Raw genomic sequence first — 18,595 nt, forward strand, 5'->3', positions numbered from 1 at the left:
CAGCCCCCGGAGACCACGCCAGCCCCGGCGCGACTGCTCCGCTCATGCCGCCGAAGGGGTTCACGACGGCCACGGGTCCCGCCGTCGACGTGATCGTTCCGGAGGCGTACGCCCGGTGGGATCCGCATCAACAGCGGGGATATCTCGCCCAACGCGTGACCAACGCGGCGGAGGGGCGCACCGTCGCCTTCGCCTACGACTGCGTCCGGGTCGCAGGACAACGTGATCGCCACCGGGACCCCTGGGAGACCGCCGCCTCGATGATCAGCGCCGCGATGGCCTTGTCCCGGCGCGGCGCATCCCGACTGGTCACCACCGCGGTCGAGCTGACCGAGCGCCTCCCCCGTACCGCAGCCCTGCTCACGACCGGATGGATCGGCATCCTCGCCGCCCACACCATCGCCGAAGAGACGGCGATGGTCGCCGACGAGTTCATGCCCGAACTCGACAGGCGGATCAGTGAAGCCCTGGCCCCCACCAGACGTCGCACCCACCCACCGAGACTCGGCCCGCTACGAAAAATGCTCATCAAAACCGTCTCGGCGTGCGACCCGGTCGGGGCCGACGCCAGGGCGAGAGAGGCGCGCCGGGACCTGGACGTCGAGATGGTGCCGCTCGCGGACGACAGGGCGCTCATCACCGCGCACCTCACCGCAGAGACCGCCGTGGAGATCGCCGACCGCATCGAGGCCCTCGCGCGCACCGCCTCCGAGGACGACCCGCGTTCCCTCGGTGAATTGCGTGCCGCGGGCCTACTGGCACTGAGTCGCGGGTGGACCTGCCTGCCCGACGTCGACGGCGAACACCCCGGTGATCCGGACGGGCAGTCGGCCGCCCGGCGGGTGACCATCTACGCCTACGACGACGGCAGTCCGGACAACCGGGGCCTCTCACTGGCCGGGTACGGGCCGATCAGCGGTCACACCGCCGACCAGCTGGAGCGCAGCGCTCGTCGCCGGATCGACTCACTGGCAGACCTCGCGGACCCCGACTCCGAGGCCGCCAGGCGGTACACGCCCTCCGAGGCGTTGTCACGCTTCTGCAAGGGCCGCGACGGCACCTGCGTCTTCCCCGGCTGCCAGACGCCGGCCGAGAGAACCGACCTCGACCACATCATCCCCTTCGACCACGAGAACCCGGAGTGCGGCGGGCACACCACGTCCGATGATCTCGGCTCCCTCTGCCGCTTCCACCACCGACTCAAGACCGAGGGAATCTGGGCCTACTACCGGGACATCGACGGAACCTACGTCTGGCTCCACGGCCCCAATCACCCGCAGGCCAGTCCGGCAACGCGCATCACGACGGTCCCCGGTGGCCCACTGGCCGCGCTCGCCGCGCCACGCCATCCCGAGTCGAGCAAACGTCAGCAGGACGCGGCCGAAGCCGGCAGGACCGGCAGCGGCTCACCGGCGTCGAGGAGGCGCCCCCACCTGCGCCACCGCCGCGCGGCGGAACGAAGCAGGCTGCGGGCCCAGGCGCACCACCGCCGACAGGACCCCGGGGCAGGGCGCCCGCAGCGCTCGGCTCCCCCGCAGGATGACCGGCCCCAACAGGACCAGCCGCGGTCCTCGGCGTTCGACGATGAGCCGCCGTTCTGATGGCGGGGATCTGATGGCGGGGCCGTCAGTAGCGGGGTCTCGTCGGGTACCAGCCGTCGTCGGGGCGGTGCGGGCCGATCGACCGGACCTCGCGGAACTCGAAGCCCGCGAAGTCGTCCGCGAGGCGGTCCCAGTTCTCGCGAGTGATCGCGGTGGTGACCGCCCCCGCGATGCGACCGACACCTCCGTAGATGCCGGACAGCTGGTTTCCGGTGACGCCCATGGACGTGCGCGCGCCGGTCGAGAAGTGGTGCAGCCTGGTCACCCAGGGCGCGGAGCCCGGTCGGCGTTCGGTGAACTCGAAACCCGGTCCGAGGTAGGGGTTGCGTCCTGCCGGGTGGCCGGCGGCGAAGTCGTGCACGTCGGCCCACAGGGCGATGTCGTCGACGAACTCCGCGAGCTCCGGGCGCAGTCGCAGGTCGACCTCGTACCCGGTCGCGGCGATCACCACATCGGCGTAGAACCGGCCGGCGGGGGTGACGATGGCGAGCTCGGTCCCGCCCGCGCCGTCGTCGACCACCGCGACCGAGTCCCAGGCACAGCCTGTGCGCAGTGCGAAGTCGGGATGGGCGAAGCACCGCCACACCGTGTGCTGGGTCGGCGGCTGCGGCAAGCCCCCGCTGAGGAGGGTGAAGTCCCACTTCGCGCGATCGTCGAGGTCGTAGAAGCGTTCCTGCATGCCGGGGAACTCCATCCACCGCAGCGGGTTGGAGTCCGGGACGGTGTCCCGCCGCATGAACACCTCCGCTCGCGCGGCGCCGTGGTCGAGGGCGGTGGCGGCGTTGTCGAACCCGGAGGCTCCGCCGCCCAGGACGGCGACCCGCCGGCCGCGCAGGGCCTCGAAGTCGATCGGGTCCTCGGTGTGGAACCAGCGCTCGCGCGGCAGTGCACGGACCATCTCCGGGACCCGCTGCCCGCCGCCGCCGCTGAGGCCGAGAGCGAACACGATCCGCCGGGCGGTCAGTGTCTGTGTGGCCCCGTCGGCGGCGGTCACCTCCACGACGAAAGGCCCATCCGCCGTGGCGGGTCGGTGCACGGCCGTCACTCGCGTCTCGTGGTGGACCTCGATCCCCGCCGCCGCGCGGTACCAGCGCAGGTAGTCGTTCCAGTCCAGACGCGGCACGAGGTCGATCTCCTGCCACGCCTGCTCGCCGTAGACCGCCTCGAACCAGCGGCGAACGTGCAGCGACGGGACGTCGAACTCGATGCCGCGCATGTGTTTGGGGCTGCGCAGGGTGTGCATGCGTGCATAGCGGTCCCAGCAGCCCACCCGGTCGGCGGGCCCGTCATCCACCACCAGGACCCGGTCGATCCGTTGACGGCCGAGAGCGAAGGCGGTGCCGAGTCCGGCCTGACCGCCCCCGATGACGAGCACATCGAGCTGCGCGGAGCCGGGTTCGCGCGGAATCCAGTCGCGAGCATGGCTCGTGGTGGCGATGTCCTCGCGGACGCGCGCGGTCAGCGCGGCCAGCCTGGCGTCGGCGTCTGCGAGACGACGGGGGCTGCGGCCCGCGGTGGCGGGGCTGGTGTCGCCCGGAGTGGGCAGCGTGGGCGCGTCGGGCATCACGGAGGTCATGGACGTCTCCTGCGGCATCGGGACCCGGGTCCTGTGCCCGGGCGGACACCGCGCCGCTGCCTGACTGATGACTCGGCCGCCGGGGCGTCGGTCGCCCGGCGGCCGGGTCGGCTGGGCCGACCGCACCGTCGCGGTGTCGCCTCCGAGTCTGGCACCAGCGCTTTTCCGCCGTGTTACGCAGACGTGAGGGCGGTGTGGCGCGCCGCCCGCTCGTCGGCGGCGGCGGCGTCGGCGTCGGCGGCCACCTCCTGCGTGAAGCCCACCAATGCCGCGCACAGGTGGCCCGGGGCGGACAGCTGCGGGGCGTGGCCGGTGTGGAGCGTGACCACCCGCGCACCGGGAGTGAGCTGCTGCATGCGGCGCTGCGCGATGATCGGGACCGTACGATCCCCGGTGGCCTCGACGTACAACCGCGGCAGGGTGCCGAAGCGCGCAGGGGTCCAGGCGGCGGAGATCAGCCGGGCGCTCTCCCGCTGCGGACGCAACCGTCGCGCGGCAGCGATCGCGTCCCCCTCCAGGGCGTCGTGGAAGAACACCGCCGCCGCGGCCTCGGGCGGGACCGAGGTCTCGCGGCCGTCGGCGCTCGACTCGAGCCACCGGGAGATCCCCACATCCGGAGGCAGGCCGATCCCCGCACAGAGCTGGGCGAAGTCCACCCCCGAGGGCAACATCATCCCGGCGACGAAGGCGACCCCGGCGACCCGGTCCGGAATCAGTTCGGCGACCCGGGTCACCACGACCCCGCCGCCGGAGTGCCCCACGAGAACGGCAGGTCGTTCGAGAAGCCGCACGAGTGCTGAGACATGGTCGGCCAGGGTGTCGAGGTCGACCACCTCGTCGTCGTCGCCACCACCCACGCCCGGTAGCTCGACCACATGGGGGCGGAGGCCGGCAGCACGGAGCGGACCGGTGACGGTGTCCCACACCCAGCCGCCGGCCCACGCGCCGTGGACCAACACCACGTCCGTCACGGTGTCGACCTCCATTACCGGGCCGACGCCGCCAGGACCCGGGCCGCCTCGCGAACCGCCGCGGTATTGGCCTTGCCGTGCCGGGACCCGGCGAGCTTGGCTGCGATGTGTTCGCGGACGGTGACGGGCTCGTAGGCGTCGCCGTCGGTGCCCACGAACTCGGGCAGGGTGGCCACCACGGCGCCGACGTTGCCGTCGTGAAAGAACGCGGCCGAGCGGCGGCGGACGATGCGGCCGTCGACGATCGGTGGCGCCACGCGGTGCAGGGTCGACATCCACCGGTCGTTGGTCAGCCGCGCGGTGAGGTCGCCGAGGTTGACCAGCAGGCCGTCCTCCACGGGCTGGACGTCGTGCCAGCCTCCGTCGGTGCCGAGGACCTGGAGACCGGCAACCCGGTCGGCCCACAGGACCGTGACCAGACCGAAGTCGGTGTGCTCGCCCATTCCTTTGAGTTCGCCGTCGAGCGAGACGGGCCCCTCGTCGAGGGCGTAGTTGACCATGCGGAGAACGTCGATCGAGTGGTCGGTGAGCTGCTCGAAATACCCCGCGGGCTGGCCGAGGGCGTCGGCGAAGACGCGGGTGAGCGTGCGCGCGACACGGGAGGCCTCGGCGAAGTAGGCATCGACCCGCTCGCGGAAACCGGGCCGCCGGCCACCGGGGAGATCGGGCCACACGTTGATCCCGTAGTCGTCCTCCGACAGGTCCAGACCGATGAACGAGCGTGCCTCGACCCCCACGTTGAACGCCTCGAAGAAGTCGTTCATCCGCCCCGCGGACTCCACCCCGAGGCTCAGACTGAGCGACTCGCTCCTGGGCGGGCTGTACCCGCGGTTCGCATCGGCCACGCGGTAGGCCTTCTTGGCCTCGAGGGGCAGTGCGAAGAAGTCGTCGATCGCGCCGGCCAGACCGTCGATGACCGCGGGTGCCACGCCGTGTCCGACGATCTGCATGAACCCGACGGTCGAGCAGGCCTCGTCGATCTCGCGGGCGACCCGCGCGCGGTCGTCGGAGGACCCGCCGACGACGTAGGGAGACAGGTCCACCGTGGGGACGTGGAAACCGGGGTGATCAGTGGTCATGAGCTTCTCCTGTGGCGGAGTGGCCGGCCGAGGTGACGGGGGCCGGTGTGCCGGGCCGCGGCGCCCACCACGCGGGGTGGGGGCCGGTGCACGACCATGTCTACCGAGGGCGGGTTCCGTCGCCGTCACCCGCGTGTGACCACCGCATTAACGGTCAGCTCCGCGGGAGCCGGGCGGCCATCGCCTCGAGCGCGTCCGCCGTGAGCCGCCCGTGCACCCGGAGTCGCGCGATGCCGCCGTCGGGGAAGACGTCGATGCGGACGAACCGGACGGGGTCGGGGCCGGCCCCGACGAGGAACCGGTGGCGGCAATCGGGCTGCAGCGGGGTGCGGGGCACCAACTCGACCCAGGTCTCGGGGCGGTCGAGGTCCTCGGCCCTGCGGATGCCGTGCAGGGACGCCGATCCGGGGGCGTTGCCGACGTAATAGGAGGTGTCGATCTCCACGTGATCGACCGTGCCCGGGCCGGCCAGGGCAATGGTGACGTGGTCGTTGCCGTCGTCGCGGCGGCGGGCGTTCTCCCAGCCCTCGCCCATGTGGCGGGAGCGGCCGGGGGCGATGATGTTGGCCGGTGACGAGTAGAACAGGTCGGAGCAGTCGACGATCCGCCCGCCGTTCTCCGCCGCCGCGAGGTCGACTGTGCCCGCCAGGAACCGGGGGTCCGGCGCGGGTTCGCCGTGAACCCGCAGCCTGGCGATGCCCCCGTCGGGGATCATCCGCAGCCGCACGTGGGACACGGGCGTCTCGTCGGCCACCGCGTAGGCGTTGCGGGTGTCGCCCTGCGCGGGAGACGGCGGGACCAGCGGCCGCCACGATGCCGCCGCGAGCTGCCCCGCGTCCGGGTAGCCGTCGACCCAGGCGCCGTCGAGGGCGACCTCCGGCGGGTAGTTGCCGCGGAAGAACGCGGTGTCCACCACCACGCCGCGGATCACCCCGGGCACCCCGAGCCGGATGATCGCCGCGTCCTCGCCCGGCGTGCGACGGCGACGGGTCTCCCACCCGTCGTAGACCTTGCCCTTGTGTCCGAACAGGGCCGGGTCGAAGGCCGGTTCGCCGGGCAGGAGCAGGTTCTCCTTCTCGGCGAAGAACTCGTCGTCGGCGTGGACCACCGCGCCGGCGAGGGTGCGGGAGGCCAGGTCGGGCAGCGTGAGGAAGTCGGGCGTGGTGGACGTGGTCGCGGTCATGCGGGGGTCTCCGTTCTGGACGAGGCCAGGGAAGGGATGGGGCGGAGCACCGGGTGGCCCGCGGCCGGGCGGTCCAGGTCCACGCGGTGGCCGGCGAGGTAGACCTCGCGCACGACGCCGGCCAGGGCCCGTTCGGCGTAGGCGGTCACGGGGTTCTTGTGCTCCAGCCGCTCGGGCAGGACCACGAAGGCGTCGTCGGGGACCAGGACCACCAGGTCCGCGCGGGCGCCGGGACGGATAGCCCCCCGGTCGGGAAGGCCGACGAACGCGGCGGGCCCGGAGGCCATCCACCGCACCACGTCGGGCAGCCCCATCCCCCGGCGCCGGGCCTCGGACCACATGACCGGCAGGCCCAGTTGGACGGAGGCGATCCCGCCCCACGCCTCACCGAAGTCGCCGGTGTCGAATCGCTTGAGCTCGGGCACGCACGGGGAGTGGTCGGAGACCACCAGATCGATGGTCCCGTCGCGCAGCCCCTCCCACAGTCCCTCGCGGTTGCCGGCCTCCCGGATCGGCGGGCAACACTTGTAGTGGGTGGCACCGGGTTGGATCTCCTCGGCGAAGAGCGACAGGTAGTGCGGGCACGTCTCCACGGTGATCGGCAACCCCTCGGCCTTGGCGGCGCGGATCAGCGGCAGTGCGTCGGCGGCGGACAGGTGCAGGATGTGCGCGCGGCACCCGGTGCGCCGGACGCCGTCGATCACCTGCGCCACCGCGCGGACCTCCGCCGACACGGGCCGCGAGTCGAGGAACCCGGCGTACACCGGCCCGTCGGGCGGGGCCTGGGCGTCGATGGTCCCGGCGTCCTCGGCGTGGACGATCAACAGGCCGTCGAACGACGCGATCTCCGCCATGGCCGCGAGCATCTGCGTAGGGTCCAGCGGCGGGAACTCGTCGATCCCGGAGTGCGGCAGGAAGCACTTGAACCCGAACACGCCGCGGTCCCACAGTTCACGCAGCCGGCCGAGGTTCTCCGGCACCGCGCCGCCCCAGAAGCCGGCGTCGACGTGCAGTTTGCCCACCGTGCTGGCGAGTTTGGCGTCGAGCGCGGCGGGGCCGGTGGTGACGGGACTGGAGTTGAGGGGCATGTCGATCAGGGTGGTCACCCCTCCGCGGGCCGCGGCGCGCGTGGCGCTGGCGAAGCCCTCCCAGTCGGTACGGCCGGGTTCGTTGACGTGCACGTGGGTGTCGACCAGGCCGGGCAACAGGACCACGTCGCGCGCCAGGGTCACCGTGGGGGCGCCGGTGGGTGCCCGGTCGAGTGCGCCCGGGGCCACGTCGACGGTGGTGATGGTGCCGTCGACGACGACGACGAGGGCCTCCCGCTCGGCACCATCGACGATCGCCCGGTGGGCCCGGATCACCAGGTCGGGGTGGGTCATCTGCTCTCCTCGTGGTCGGTTCTCGGGTGTGTCAGCGCGGCCAAGTCGGCGCGATCGACGCCGGCGCGGGAGGTGATCTCGTCCGCGGTGACGGCCCCGCAGTCCAGGGCGCGCTGGCAGAAGTCGGCCAGGGCGCGGGCGGTGGCGGGTTCGTCGAGGTATCCGGCGTCCGGGCCCGTGCCGAGGTAGGCGGCGATCCTCGCGCACGCGGCCGGCACCGAACGCCGGTAGAAGGCGTAGGTGGCCACGTACCGGGACACCAGCTGCGCGGGATGCAGGTCCCAGCCCTGGTAGAAGCCGCGGCGCAGTGACCGGTCGATCAGCCGCGCGTGCAGACGCCACCCCGCGCGCACCGCCTCCGCGTCGCCGACGGGCAGCCGGTTGGTCGAGCCGTCGGACAGCGCCACCCCGGTGCCGGCGGCCGCGACCTGCATGACGGCTTTGGCGTGGTCGGCGGCCGGGTGGTCCATGGCCTGGTACTCGGCGGCGATCCCGCAGGCGGCCGAGTAGTCGTAGGTGCCGTAGTGCACACCGATGCAGCGCCCGTCGGCGGCGTGGATCAGCCGGGCGACCAGTGCCGAACCGTCGGGGGCGCAGATCGACTGCGGGGTCTCGATCTGGATCTCGAACCGCAAGGCGCGCTCCGGCAGGCTGCACGCCGCTTCGAGGTCGCGGCAGATCCCGACCATCGCGCGCACCTGGTCGACGGACGTCACCTTGGGCAGGGTGGGCCGGAACCCCGCCAACAGCGCGTCGCGATCCGGTGCGGCGGCCAGCCCGGCGACCACGCGGGTGAACGTGAGGACACCCCGGCGGCGGGTGGCCGGGTCGAGGGACCCGAACCGCACGCCCCAGAACGGCGGCGACGACGACCGCCCTGACCAGCGGGTGATCACCTCGGCCAGCACCCGGTCCACGTGCCCGTCCTCGTCGCGGTCCCGCCTCCCGGGGGGCACATCCCGCTGGGTGAAGCCGTCCTCGAAGTCGATGCGCAGGTCCTCGACCGGCTCGACCTCGAGCTTTGCCCGGACCAACGCGTGAATCGCGGGGGCGTCCGCCGGGGCCACCAGATCGCCGCCGCCGGAATCACCGCTGACCTGGGCTGCCCTGAACACCCTCTGCAGGGCAGCGGGGTCCGGCAGGTGTTCGTCGAACGCGGCGAGAGCGACCGCGCCCACGTCGCTGACGAGCCCGGCGTGCACGCGATCCGCGGGCAGGTACAGGGTGTGGACGGGTTGGCGACCGGTGGGCGGCCCGGGGAACAGCTCGGCTTGCTCGGCGTCGTGGGCCGCGAGGCGGGCGTCGACGCCGGCGAGGACGACGTCCGTGTCCGGGCCGACGACCGGGTCCGGTGTGGGGAGTGGGTTCACGCGTACTCCTGGGAACGAGGGGGTGGGCGCGACCCGCCCGCTACACCTGTCTATCGACGCACGGTTCCGCCATGGTCACCCACGCGTGTCCCCCGTGTTACGCCGCGAATGGATGCGCCCGACGGCGCTCACCGGTGGATCGCGGCATCCATCCCCACCAGCGGTGCCCCGGTCCCGCCCCGGCGATGGGCGACGAGCTCGGCCGCGATCGACAGCGCGGTCTCCGCGGCAGTTCGCGCGCCCAGGTCCAGCCCGATCGGCGAGTGCACGCGCTGCAGCCCCGCCTCGGGGACCCCCTCCGCGCGCAGATCCGTCATCCGCTGGGTGTGGGTGCGTCGGCTGCCCATCGCGCCGATGTACCCGGCGCGGGTCCGCAGCGCCTCGACCAGCAGCGGGATGTCGAACCTGGGATCGTGGGTGAGGACGCAGATCGCGGTGGAGGCGTCGACGCGGGTCCCGGCGAGGTACTGGTGCGGCCACCGCCGCACCACCTCGGCGGCCGCCGGGAAGCGCTCGGCGGCCGCGAACACCGGTCGGGCATCGCACACCGTCACCCGGTACCCGAGCTGCGCACCCATCGGTACGAGGGCCTCGGCGAACGCGGTCGCGCCGAACACCAGCAACCGCGGCGGGTCGAGCCGGTGCAGGAAGACGCGGGCCGGCAGGGCGGCGCCGTCTGCAGCGCTGTCGGCGGCAGGGTCGGCGGCAGGGGCGGCGAAGACGACGCCGGTTCCGCGCCCCTCGGCGATCGCCGCGGCCACCGGCCCGCCGGCCCAGGGCGGGGCCTCGTCGTCGTCGACCCCTGTGCCGCCGTCTCCCCCCGCCACCATCCACTGCCCGGCGCACGGGCCGTCAAGGACGGTGGCCGCGACCACGGCGTGGCCCTCGCGCGCGGCGGCGAGCAGTCGGTCAACGGGGTGCGCGAGGCCCGGCGGTGGCGCGGGGGCGAGGGGTTCGACGAACACCTCGTGCGATCCGCCGCAGGTCGGGCCCACGTCGAGGAGTCGGTCGGGGAGTTCGTCGCCGTCGGGGCCGAAGCGCGCGAGGGCGGGGCCGCCGTCGACGATGACCTGCTCGCACAGCGTGTACACCGCCGCGTCCACGCAGCCGCCGGAGACGCCACCGACCACCTCGCCGGTCGCGGAGACCGCCATCGCGGTGCCCGGGGCCAGAGGCGCCGACCCGCCCGTCGCGACGACCCGGGCCAGCGCAGACGCGACGCCGGCAGCGCGCCAGCGGGCCAGGGTCTCGGCGACGGGGATGTCCATGCGCTCAGGATGGCGAGGTCACATTGCCGAGGTGTTACCGCCGGGATTCAGTCGTGGCGCGCGCCCATGAGGTGCAGGATCCGGTGCACGGTGTCGTCGACGAGGGTGTAGCGCACGATGCGACCGTCGGCGTCGTCGCGCGTCGCGCTGACCCAGCCCTGGTCGCGCAGGATCCGCAGCGCCTGGGACGCCGCGTTGCGGGTGATGCCGACGGCGTCGGCCAGGTCGGAGACCGTCGCGACGCCCGGCCCGGCGTGGTGCATGTGGGCCAGGAGGCCGAGGCGGGTGGGGTCGGCGAGGAGGTCGAAGCGCGCGGCCCAGTCGTTCACGTCCATCGGTTCACGTCCATCGGTTCACGTCCATCGGTTCCTCCGTAACAGCCGCGACACATTCCGCCTCTACGCTCGGGCGCACTAGGTGTCCGACCGGACACGTATCTCCCGTGGGTAGGAGACGCACTTGAGACCGTTCTACGCCGTCACCGGTGTGTGCCTCGCAGTGGCCCTGGCCGCGTCGGGATGCGCGATGCCGTCCGCCGCTGGTGACGGCGGGGAGGGTGGTGGCAGCGGCGGCGGGAGCGTCGGCGGCCGGGTCGTGCTGGCCGACTCGGCGCCGCTGGGCGAGTTCAACCCGGTCGCCGGCTACGGCTCCACCGGCGTCTCGCCGCTGTACGAGGGGCTGCTGCGCCCGGCGGCCACGGACGACGAGTCGCTACCCGACCTCGTGCCCGCGCTCGCCGCGGCCGACCCGGAGGTCAGCGACGACGGGCTCACGTGGACCGTTCGGCTGCGCGAGGGCGTGCGGTTCCACGACGGCACCGCGCTGGATTCGGGGGACGTCGCGGCCACCTACCGGGCGGTGGCCGATCCGGTGTCGGGCTCGCCGATCGCGTCGGACTACACGTCGATCGCCCGGATCGGGACGCCGGATCCGCTCACCGTGGAGTTCGGGCTCGACGCGGCGGACCCGGGGATGCCCGCGCGACTTCTGCTCGGCATCGCCCCGTCCGAGCTGCTCGCGCCGGGGCCGGCCGCGGAATCGACGCTCAACACCGCACCCGTCGGCACCGGCCCCTACCGGCTCCAGCGCCTCTCCCCCGGCGAGGCCGTGCTGGTGGGCGATCCCGACCACCGCGACGGCGCCCCCGATGTCGACACCCTTGTCCTGCGGTCGGTGCCCGATGAGAACGCCCGCGCCCAGATGATCGTCACCGGCGAGGTCGACGGCACCGTCCTGCCGCCCGCCCTGGCTGCCGGGCTGGCCGACCGCGACGGGCTGGAGCTGGTGTCGGTCAACACCGCGGACTGGCGGGCCGTGGCCCTGCCCACCGCGCACCCCTTCACCGGCGACCCCGCGGTCCGGCGCGCGCTGACGCTGGCCGTGGACCGCGAGTCGCTGGTCGAGCACGTCCTCGCCGGGCACGGCCGGCCCGCCACCTCCCCGATCACCGACGCCTACCCGGAGTTCGAACCGGTGGGCGTAGCCGGCGTGCAGCCCGACGCGGACCCGGCCGTGCGCCGGGCCGACGCGCGGGGCCGGCTCGCGGAGGCCGGGTGGCGGCCGGGGCCGGACGGGGTGCTGGTCCGCGGGGGCTCCGCCGACAGGGCAGAGTTCGTGCTGGCCTATCCCGTCGCCGACTCGCTGCGCCGCGAACTCGCCTCGGCGGTGGCCGACCAACTGCGCGAGGTGGGCGTGGCCGTGGAACTGTGGGGCGGGACGTGGGACGAGATCGAGGCCCGCGCCGGCGAGGTGGCGGTCCTGCTCGGCGGCGGCGACAACCCGTACACCGTCGACACCCAGGCCTACCGCACCCTGCATTCGCGGACCCCGCTGTCCGGGCCGCTGGACAACCCCGGTGGCTACGGCAACGCGGACGTCGACCGCGCCCTCGACGCCGCCCGCCGGGCCTCCGACCCGGCCGAACGGACCCACTTCTACCGGCAGGCCCTCCGGGCGTACCACCGCGACCCCGGGCACCTGTTCCTCGTGACGCTCGAACACACCTATCTCGTCCGCGACACCGGCCACACCGGCCCCGCCCCGATCCTCGAACCGCACTCCCACGGCACGACCTGGGGGCCGTGGTGGGCGATCGCGCACTGGACGGCCCGCCCGTGATCCGGCGACTGCGTGAACGACGAGCCGAACTCGCGCGCGTCACGGTCCGCCGGGCGCTCGCCGCGCCGATCGTCGTGCTCGCCGTGACGCTGGCGGCGTTCATCATGGCCGACGCCTCACCGCTCGACCCGCTGGCCGCCCACCTCGGCGACGGCTACGAACGCCTGACCGCCGCCGAACGCTCGGCCTCCGCCACCGCCCTCGGCACCGATCGGCCTTGGTGGCAGGCCTGGACACAGTGGATCGCGGGACTGGCGACCGGCGATATCGGCTACTCCCCCACCTTCCGCCAACCGGTGCTCGACGTGCTCACCGAGCGGCTTCCGTGGACCGTGGGACTGTCGGCGGTGGGGCTGGGGATCGCCCTCGTCGTCGTCGTCCTCTCCGGCCTCATCGCGGCGGCGCGCCCCCACGGCGCGGTCGACCGGGCGCTCGCCGGGGCGGCGGTCACGCTGAGTTCGATCCCGACGTTCGCGCTGGCCCTGGGCTCGGTGGCGGTGTTCTCGGTGGCGTTGGGGTGGCTGCCCGTCTCCGGCGCGGCCCCGCCCGGGCAGGCGGCCACGGTGGGCGGCGTGGTGCGCTACGGCATTCTGCCCGCGCTCGTGCTGGCCGCCGGGCAGGTGCCGTGGATGCTGCTCGCGTTCCGGCGGGCGGTGCTCGACGCGGAGGCGTCGCCGGCCGTCGCCGAGGCGCGGGCCCGTGGACTGGGCGAATGGACCGTTCTGAGCAGGCACGTCGCACCCGTCGCGTGGGCGCCGCTTATCGCGCTGCTCGGCTCGCGGGTCCCCGAAGTGATGGTCGGATCGCTGGTCGTGGAGACCGTCTTCGCGTGGCCCGGGGTGGCGGCTGCGACCGTCGACGCCGCGCTCGGGGCCGACTTCGCGCTGCTCGCCGCGGTGACGGTGGCGGCGTCGCTCACCGTCCTGGTCGGCACGTGGCTCGCCGACTGCCTGCTGCTCGTCGCCGACCCGAGGGTGCGGATCGATGCGTGATCGGGCGGTGGGGCGGGGTGATGCTCGTGGCCGTGGTGGCGTTCGCCCTGGTGTGGCCCGTGATCGCGCCCGCGGGCATGGTGTCGTCGGGGTACCTGTCGGCCGACCTGCCGCCGACGTGGGCGCACCCGATGGGCACCGACGGGCTGGGGCACGACCTGTCCGTCCGGGTGGCGCAGGCGCTGCGGGTGTCGCTCGCGGTCGCCGCGGGCGCCGCGGTGCTCGCCGGGGTGCTCGGGGTGGCGGTGGGCGCCGGAGCGGCGGCGTGCGGTGGCCGGGTCGACGCGGCACTCATGCGCTGCACCGACGCGGTCGCCGCCGTGCCGCACCTGCTCGCCACGGTCGTGGTGGTGGCATTGTTCCGGGGGTCGCTCGCCGCCATCGTGGTGGCCCTGGCGCTGACGCATTGGCCGGCCGTCGCGCGGGTGGTGCGGGCCGAGGCGCAGACGATCATGGCGTCGCGGTACGTCGCCGCGTCCCGCGTCGCCGGGGCGTCCCCGCTGCAGCTCGCGCGGTGGCACGTCCTGCCGGCCGTGGTCGGGCAGGCCGGCCTCGCGACGGTGCTCATGGTCCCGCACGCCGTGTGGCACGAGTCGACCCTGTCGTTCCTCGGCATCGGCATGCCGCCCGAACGGCCGAGCCTCGGCACACTCGTCGCGCTGTCCCAGCCCGGCCTCCTGCTCGGCCGGTGGTGGCCGCTGGCCTTCCCCACCGCCGCGCTCATCGCGGTGACCGTGGCGGTGGCGCTGCTGGGGCCCGGGACGCCGGGGCGCAGGGCGGCACGACGCGGGGCGGTGCGACGCGGGGTCCCCGTAGGTGGCCACAACCCCGGCGACCACCACCGCGACGACGACGAGGTGGGCGCCAGCCGGGCGGGCCTGACGGTGGACGATCTCGTGGTGGCGCACCGGGATCCGGGCTCGGTGCGGGCGGTCGACGGGGCATCCCTGCGGATCGAGACGGGCCGGGTCGTGGCGATCATCGGGCCGTCGGGCGCCGGCAAGTCCAGTCTGCTCGACGCCTGCGCCGGGCTGACCCCGGCGGGCGCGATCACCGCAGGCCGCGTGGACGTGGGCCCCGGCGGGTCGACCGGACACGTCCCCCAGTCCGCGGCGGCCGCGTTCACCCCGACCCGGCACCTGCGGGGGCAGCTCGAGGAAGGACTCGCCGTCGGGCGCCGGGGCCGCGGCGACCGCCGCGCCCCTGACGTCGACGTCCTCTGCCGGCTCGCGAGGGTCGACCCCGCCCTGGCTGACCGGTACCCGCACCAGCTCTCGGGCGGGCAGCTGCGCCGGATGGCGATCGCGGCCGCGCTGAGCACGAACCCCACCGTCCTGCTCGCCGACGAACCCACCACCGGCCTGGATGCCGACCTGGCCCGGGCCGTCCTGACGACGCTCCGCCGACTGGCCGACGACACCGGGCTCGCAGTGCTGCTCGTGACCCACGACCACGCCGCGCTCGCGGAGAGTGGCGTCGCCGACGAGGTCCTCGAGATGCGTGGCGGTAGGCTCCGGCCGATCGCGGAGCTGGTGTCGCCATGACGCTGTCGGCACGCGGGGTCGCCTTCCGGCACGCCGGGGCCGACGGATTCACGTTGCCCCCGACCGATCTGACCGTGCGCGGGGGCCGGATCACCGCGCTCGTGGGTCCCTCCGGAAGTGGGAAGACCACCCTCGCGCATCTGCTCGCCGGGTTGCTGACGCCCACAGCCGGGGCGGTGACGGTGACCGACGAGCCCGGGACGCCGACCAACGGCCCGGGTGTGCGGGCGGTGCGGCGCCGGCGCGGCCGACTGCCCGGGCACACGGCGCTGCTGAATCAGGACCCGATGGCGTCGGCGGACCCCCGGATGACGCTCCGGCAGATCATCGCGCTTCCCGGACGGCTGCGCGGGATACCGGTGGACGTGGGCGCGCTCGCCCTCGAGGTCGGTGTGGATCCCGGCCTACTCGACCGTCGGCCCGGACAGGTCTCCGGCGGACAGCTCCAGCGCTCCTGCCTCGCCCGGGCGCTGGCCCAGCGGCCGCGCTACCTGCTCGCCGACGAGCCCACCGCGCATCTGGACCCCGAGAGCACGAACGCGATCGCGGGCGTCCTGCGGGCTCGCGCAGACGGGGGGCTCGGGGTTCTCGCGATCACCCATGATCAGCGGCTCGCAGCCGACTGGGCCGACGTCGTCCACACGATGGGCGACGCCGCCGGGAGCTAGTTCAGCCCGGCGTAGGAGTGCAGGCCCGAGACCACGATGTTGATGAAGAACAGGTTGAACACCAGCACGGCGAAGCCGGCGATGTTGATCCACGCCGCCTTCTTGGGGCCCCAGCCGCTGGTCGCACGGGCGTGCAGGTAGCCCGCGTAGAGCACCCAGGAGATGAACGACACCGTCTCCTTGGGGTCCCAGCCCCAGAAGCGGCCCCACGCGCTCTCCGCCCACACGGCGCCGAGCAGGATGCCCACGCCGAACACCGGGAAGCCGATGACCGTGGTGCGGTACGCGAGGCGGTCGAGGGTCTCGGCGGCCGGCAGTGGACGGGCCAGGCGGGCGCCCCACCCGTGCTCCTGCCCCTGCGGCTGCCACACGCGGATGAGATACATGATCGACACGACACCGGGGATGAGCAGGATGCCCGAGCCCAGCGCGATGATCGACACGTGGATCGGCAGCCAGTATGAGCGAAGCGCCGGCACCACGGGCGCGGCGTCCGAGTACAGGTGGGTCCCGCCGAAGAACAGCAGCACCAGGATCGGCACCAGCAGATACGGCCACACCACCTGCAGTGCGGGCTTGCGCAGCCAGATCAGCCCCGCCGCCACCGCCAACAGCGTGCTGCCCAGGATGAACTCGTACATGTTGCCCCACGGGAACCGCTCCGTGGACAGCCCCCGCAGGACGAGGGACGCGGCGTGGAACACGAACCCGAGCACCACGAACAGCTGCGCGATCCGCGCCCAGCGCACGTTGCCGGCCGAGGCCCGCTCCTCGTCGCCGGTGTCGGTGAGGGACCGCGACTCGGTCAGCCCGGTCCCGCCGGCCGTGACCAGCTCCTTCTCCGAGACCTTGGCCACGCGGAAACCCGCGTAGTAGATCAGCGACGCGATCAGCGCCAGTGCATAGATCCCGAAGGCCGTCCGGAACGCCAGGTCCGAGTAGGTGGCCAGCGTCTCGTCGATGGGCAGGCCCTGTGCGAGGGTCGAAGTGATCACCGGGTGTCGTCCTTCCGCGCAGCGTCGGCGGCGGTACCGCGACTAGTTGAAGTGTGGCCCGTGTCGGCCTCACCCGGCAACACGGGTGTGACAGTCGCCGCCGAGACCAGCCGGTCCCGGAGCTCGTCGAACTCGCTTCCCCAGCCCGATCGGTCCGTCTTGGCCAGGCCACCCAGATCGACACGGGTGACCTCGTCGTCGTCGACACTCACCCGCGCCCAGATCCTCCGGCGCCGCACCATCAGGCTGAGCACCAGGCCCGCCATCATCACGGCGGCGGACACTCCGACCCAGATCTGCGTGGGGTCGGAGGAGACCTGGATGTTGACGAACTCCTCGGCGCCGTCGAACCGCACCTCGGTGCCGTCGGGCAGGGTCGTGGATTCGCCGGGCTTGAGGTTGACGCGGGCCTCGCGGTTGAGCGCGCCGGTCTCGATGAGGTCCGGCTCGAGCGAGAAGACCGACTGCGGGCGGCCCGTGTCCAGGCCGGCGTCCCCGCGGTAGACGTCGATCGCCACCGCCGGGTCGTCCATGCGCGGGAACCGCGAGCTCAGCAGGGTGCCCTCGAACTGCGCGGTCGGCGCGAACAGGCCCTGGATGGCGATCTGCTGCGTCCGCCGCTCGGCCAGATCGGGGTACATGCCAGCGGGCGGGTCGAAGCGCATGATGCCCGAGGACAGGAACGTCTGCAGCTCGGTCGGCGTCCAGTGCTGGGTGTCCGTGCGGGTCTCGCCGTTCGGGTACGTCACCGTGAACGTCGGCGCGAAGCCGTGACCCTGCAGATAGACGCGCGTGGAACCGATGCGCAGCGGGTGGTTGACCCGCATCTCGAACGGCTCCCACGTGTCCGGGTCGGTCGTGGTGACCTCCTCCGTGTACCGCACGTTGGAGGTGAACATCTCGGCCTGCCCGTTGGGCAGATAGTCGGCGCGGAAGTCCTCGACCTTGATGCAGAACTGCTCGAGGTCCGTGCCGTCCACCAGCAGGCCGGCGCGGAACGAGTCGTACGCGCTGGGCGTGGTGTTGCAGAACGCCGGGGACTCCTCATTGGCGACGATGACGCGCATGCCCTCGGCGTAGACGAACTTGCCGGCCGCGAACATGACGAGCAGCGCGAGCAGGCCGAAGTGGAAGACGATGTTGCCGACCTCGCGCGAGTAACCGCGCTCGGTGGACAGCTCGATGGTGCCGGGGACGCGGCCGTCGCCGTCGTTGCGGCGGACCCGGCCCTTGAGCTCGCGGCGGATCTGGTCCGCGGCCTGCTCCGGCGTGGCCGTGGTCCGGTATGCGGCGTGGTGCGGCAGGCGGGACAGGTTGCGCGGGGTCAGCGGCGGGGGCGTGCGCAGCTGGCGGACCAGCTCGAAGCAGCGCGGGGTGAGGCAGCCGACCAGCGAGACGAACAGCAGGACGTAGATGGCGGTGAACCACCAGCTGCTGAAAACGTCGAACAGTTGGAGCTTGTCGTAGGTCTCGCCCAGCCACCCGTTCTCGGCGATGTACTCGTTGACGTTGCCCTCGTTGAGGCTGCGCTGTGGCAGGAGCGCGCCCGGGATGGCGGCGACGGCCAACAGGAACAGCAGGATCAGCGCCGTGCGCATGGCGGTGAGGGTGCGCCACGCGTTGCGGAGGAACGCGGTGACGGCAGCGGTTCTGGGCATGGGGTCCATCTGCGGGTCGCGGCGCGCCGAGGCGGCTCGGGGCGTGGCTCGGCGCCGGTCGCACCCAGGCTAGTGGGGCGAACCTGAGCGGATCCTGGCAGGGTATGGCCAACTGCGGGGAGGTCGCGCCGGGTGTGGCGGGGGTCTCCGGCCGGCTGCCGGAGCCTCCCCCGCCGCGGGGGTTCCTGGG

15 protein-coding genes are annotated in these 18,595 nt (G+C 73.3%); 5 read left to right on the plus strand and 10 right to left on the minus strand.

What is annotated here, in order from left to right; translation table 11 throughout:
- The coding region (locus J1M64_RS00700) for an HNH endonuclease signature motif containing protein (RefSeq protein WP_241260915.1) at positions 1 to 1,601 on the plus strand (1,601 nt) is incomplete at its 5' end.
- 25 nt (positions 1,602 to 1,626) lie between these two features.
- Here the strand turns inward: J1M64_RS00700 and J1M64_RS00705 are convergent.
- The 8 genes from J1M64_RS00705 to J1M64_RS00740 all read right to left on the minus strand — a co-directional run bounded on the left by J1M64_RS00705 (position 1,627) and on the right by J1M64_RS00740 (position 10,765).
- Complete coding sequence (locus J1M64_RS00705; protein WP_206472084.1) at positions 1,627 to 3,177, minus strand: SidA/IucD/PvdA family monooxygenase; 1,551 nt, start codon at positions 3,175 to 3,177, stop codon at positions 1,627 to 1,629.
- A gap of 173 nt (positions 3,178 to 3,350) precedes the next feature.
- Positions 3,351 to 4,163, minus strand: coding sequence for an alpha/beta fold hydrolase (locus tag J1M64_RS00710; protein ID WP_206472086.1), 813 nt, complete (start codon positions 4,161 to 4,163; stop codon positions 3,351 to 3,353).
- Complete coding sequence (locus J1M64_RS00715; RefSeq protein WP_206472088.1) at positions 4,163 to 5,227, minus strand: isopenicillin N synthase family oxygenase; 1,065 nt, start codon at positions 5,225 to 5,227, stop codon at positions 4,163 to 4,165. Before J1M64_RS00715 ends, J1M64_RS00710 begins: the two co-directional genes overlap by 1 nt.
- Before the next feature lie 154 nt (positions 5,228 to 5,381).
- Positions 5,382 to 6,410 carry an allantoicase gene (gene alc, locus J1M64_RS00720; protein WP_206472090.1) on the minus strand — a complete coding sequence of 343 codons (1,029 nt, stop codon included), beginning with the start codon at positions 6,408 to 6,410 and terminating at the stop codon, positions 5,382 to 5,384.
- Positions 6,407 to 7,792, minus strand: a complete 1,386-nt coding sequence (gene allB, locus J1M64_RS00725) for an allantoinase AllB (protein WP_206472093.1) — start codon at positions 7,790 to 7,792, stop codon at positions 6,407 to 6,409. The genes alc and allB overlap by 4 nt, the downstream gene beginning before the upstream one ends.
- The gene (locus tag J1M64_RS00730; RefSeq protein ID WP_206472095.1) at positions 7,789 to 9,162 is read right to left on the minus strand and encodes an aldolase; all 1,374 of its coding nucleotides are present in this window, start codon (positions 9,160 to 9,162) and stop codon (positions 7,789 to 7,791) included. The genes allB and J1M64_RS00730 overlap by 4 nt, the downstream gene beginning before the upstream one ends.
- Positions 9,163 to 9,290: 128 nt before the next feature.
- Positions 9,291 to 10,430 (minus strand): XdhC family protein, encoded by a 1,140-nt coding sequence (locus J1M64_RS00735; protein ID WP_206472097.1) that lies wholly within the window; start codon positions 10,428 to 10,430, stop codon positions 9,291 to 9,293.
- A 47-nt stretch (positions 10,431 to 10,477) separates the two neighbouring features.
- Complete coding sequence (locus J1M64_RS00740; protein ID WP_061228888.1) at positions 10,478 to 10,765, minus strand: helix-turn-helix transcriptional regulator; 288 nt, start codon at positions 10,763 to 10,765, stop codon at positions 10,478 to 10,480.
- Positions 10,766 to 10,889: 124 nt separating this feature from the next.
- Here J1M64_RS00740 and J1M64_RS00745 point away from each other — a divergent pair, with 124 nt between their 5' ends.
- The 4 genes from J1M64_RS00745 to J1M64_RS00760 are packed head-to-tail and all read left to right on the plus strand — an operon-like array spanning position 10,890 to position 15,752.
- Positions 10,890 to 12,548 carry an ABC transporter substrate-binding protein gene (locus J1M64_RS00745; RefSeq protein ID WP_241260916.1) on the plus strand — a complete coding sequence of 553 codons (1,659 nt, stop codon included), beginning with the start codon at positions 10,890 to 10,892 and terminating at the stop codon, positions 12,546 to 12,548.
- A complete protein-coding gene (locus J1M64_RS00750; RefSeq protein WP_307872333.1) occupies positions 12,515 to 13,540 on the plus strand; it encodes an ABC transporter permease in 1,026 nt (341 codons plus the stop codon). Before J1M64_RS00745 ends, J1M64_RS00750 begins: the two co-directional genes overlap by 34 nt.
- Complete coding sequence (locus J1M64_RS00755) at positions 13,537 to 15,084, plus strand: ATP-binding cassette domain-containing protein (RefSeq protein ID WP_206472111.1); 1,548 nt, start codon at positions 13,537 to 13,539, stop codon at positions 15,082 to 15,084. The genes J1M64_RS00750 and J1M64_RS00755 overlap by 4 nt, the downstream gene beginning before the upstream one ends.
- Positions 15,081 to 15,752, plus strand: a complete 672-nt coding sequence (locus J1M64_RS00760; protein WP_206472119.1) for an ABC transporter ATP-binding protein — start codon at positions 15,081 to 15,083, stop codon at positions 15,750 to 15,752. The genes J1M64_RS00755 and J1M64_RS00760 overlap by 4 nt, the downstream gene beginning before the upstream one ends.
- On the opposite strand, the gene ccsB is transcribed toward J1M64_RS00760, so the two are convergent.
- Positions 15,749 to 16,747, minus strand: a complete 999-nt coding sequence (gene ccsB, locus J1M64_RS00765) for a c-type cytochrome biogenesis protein CcsB (protein WP_159148586.1) — start codon at positions 16,745 to 16,747, stop codon at positions 15,749 to 15,751. The genes J1M64_RS00760 and ccsB overlap by 4 nt on opposite strands.
- Positions 16,744 to 18,405 carry a cytochrome c biogenesis protein ResB gene (locus tag J1M64_RS00770; protein ID WP_241260917.1) on the minus strand — a complete coding sequence of 554 codons (1,662 nt, stop codon included), beginning with the start codon at positions 18,403 to 18,405 and terminating at the stop codon, positions 16,744 to 16,746. Before J1M64_RS00770 ends, ccsB begins: the two co-directional genes overlap by 4 nt.
- Positions 18,406 to 18,595: the final 190 nt, after the last annotated feature.

This window comes from Dietzia sp. KRD202 (assembly GCF_017168155.1).
Taxonomy (GTDB): Bacteria; Actinomycetota; Actinomycetes; order Mycobacteriales; family Mycobacteriaceae; genus Dietzia; species Dietzia kunjamensis.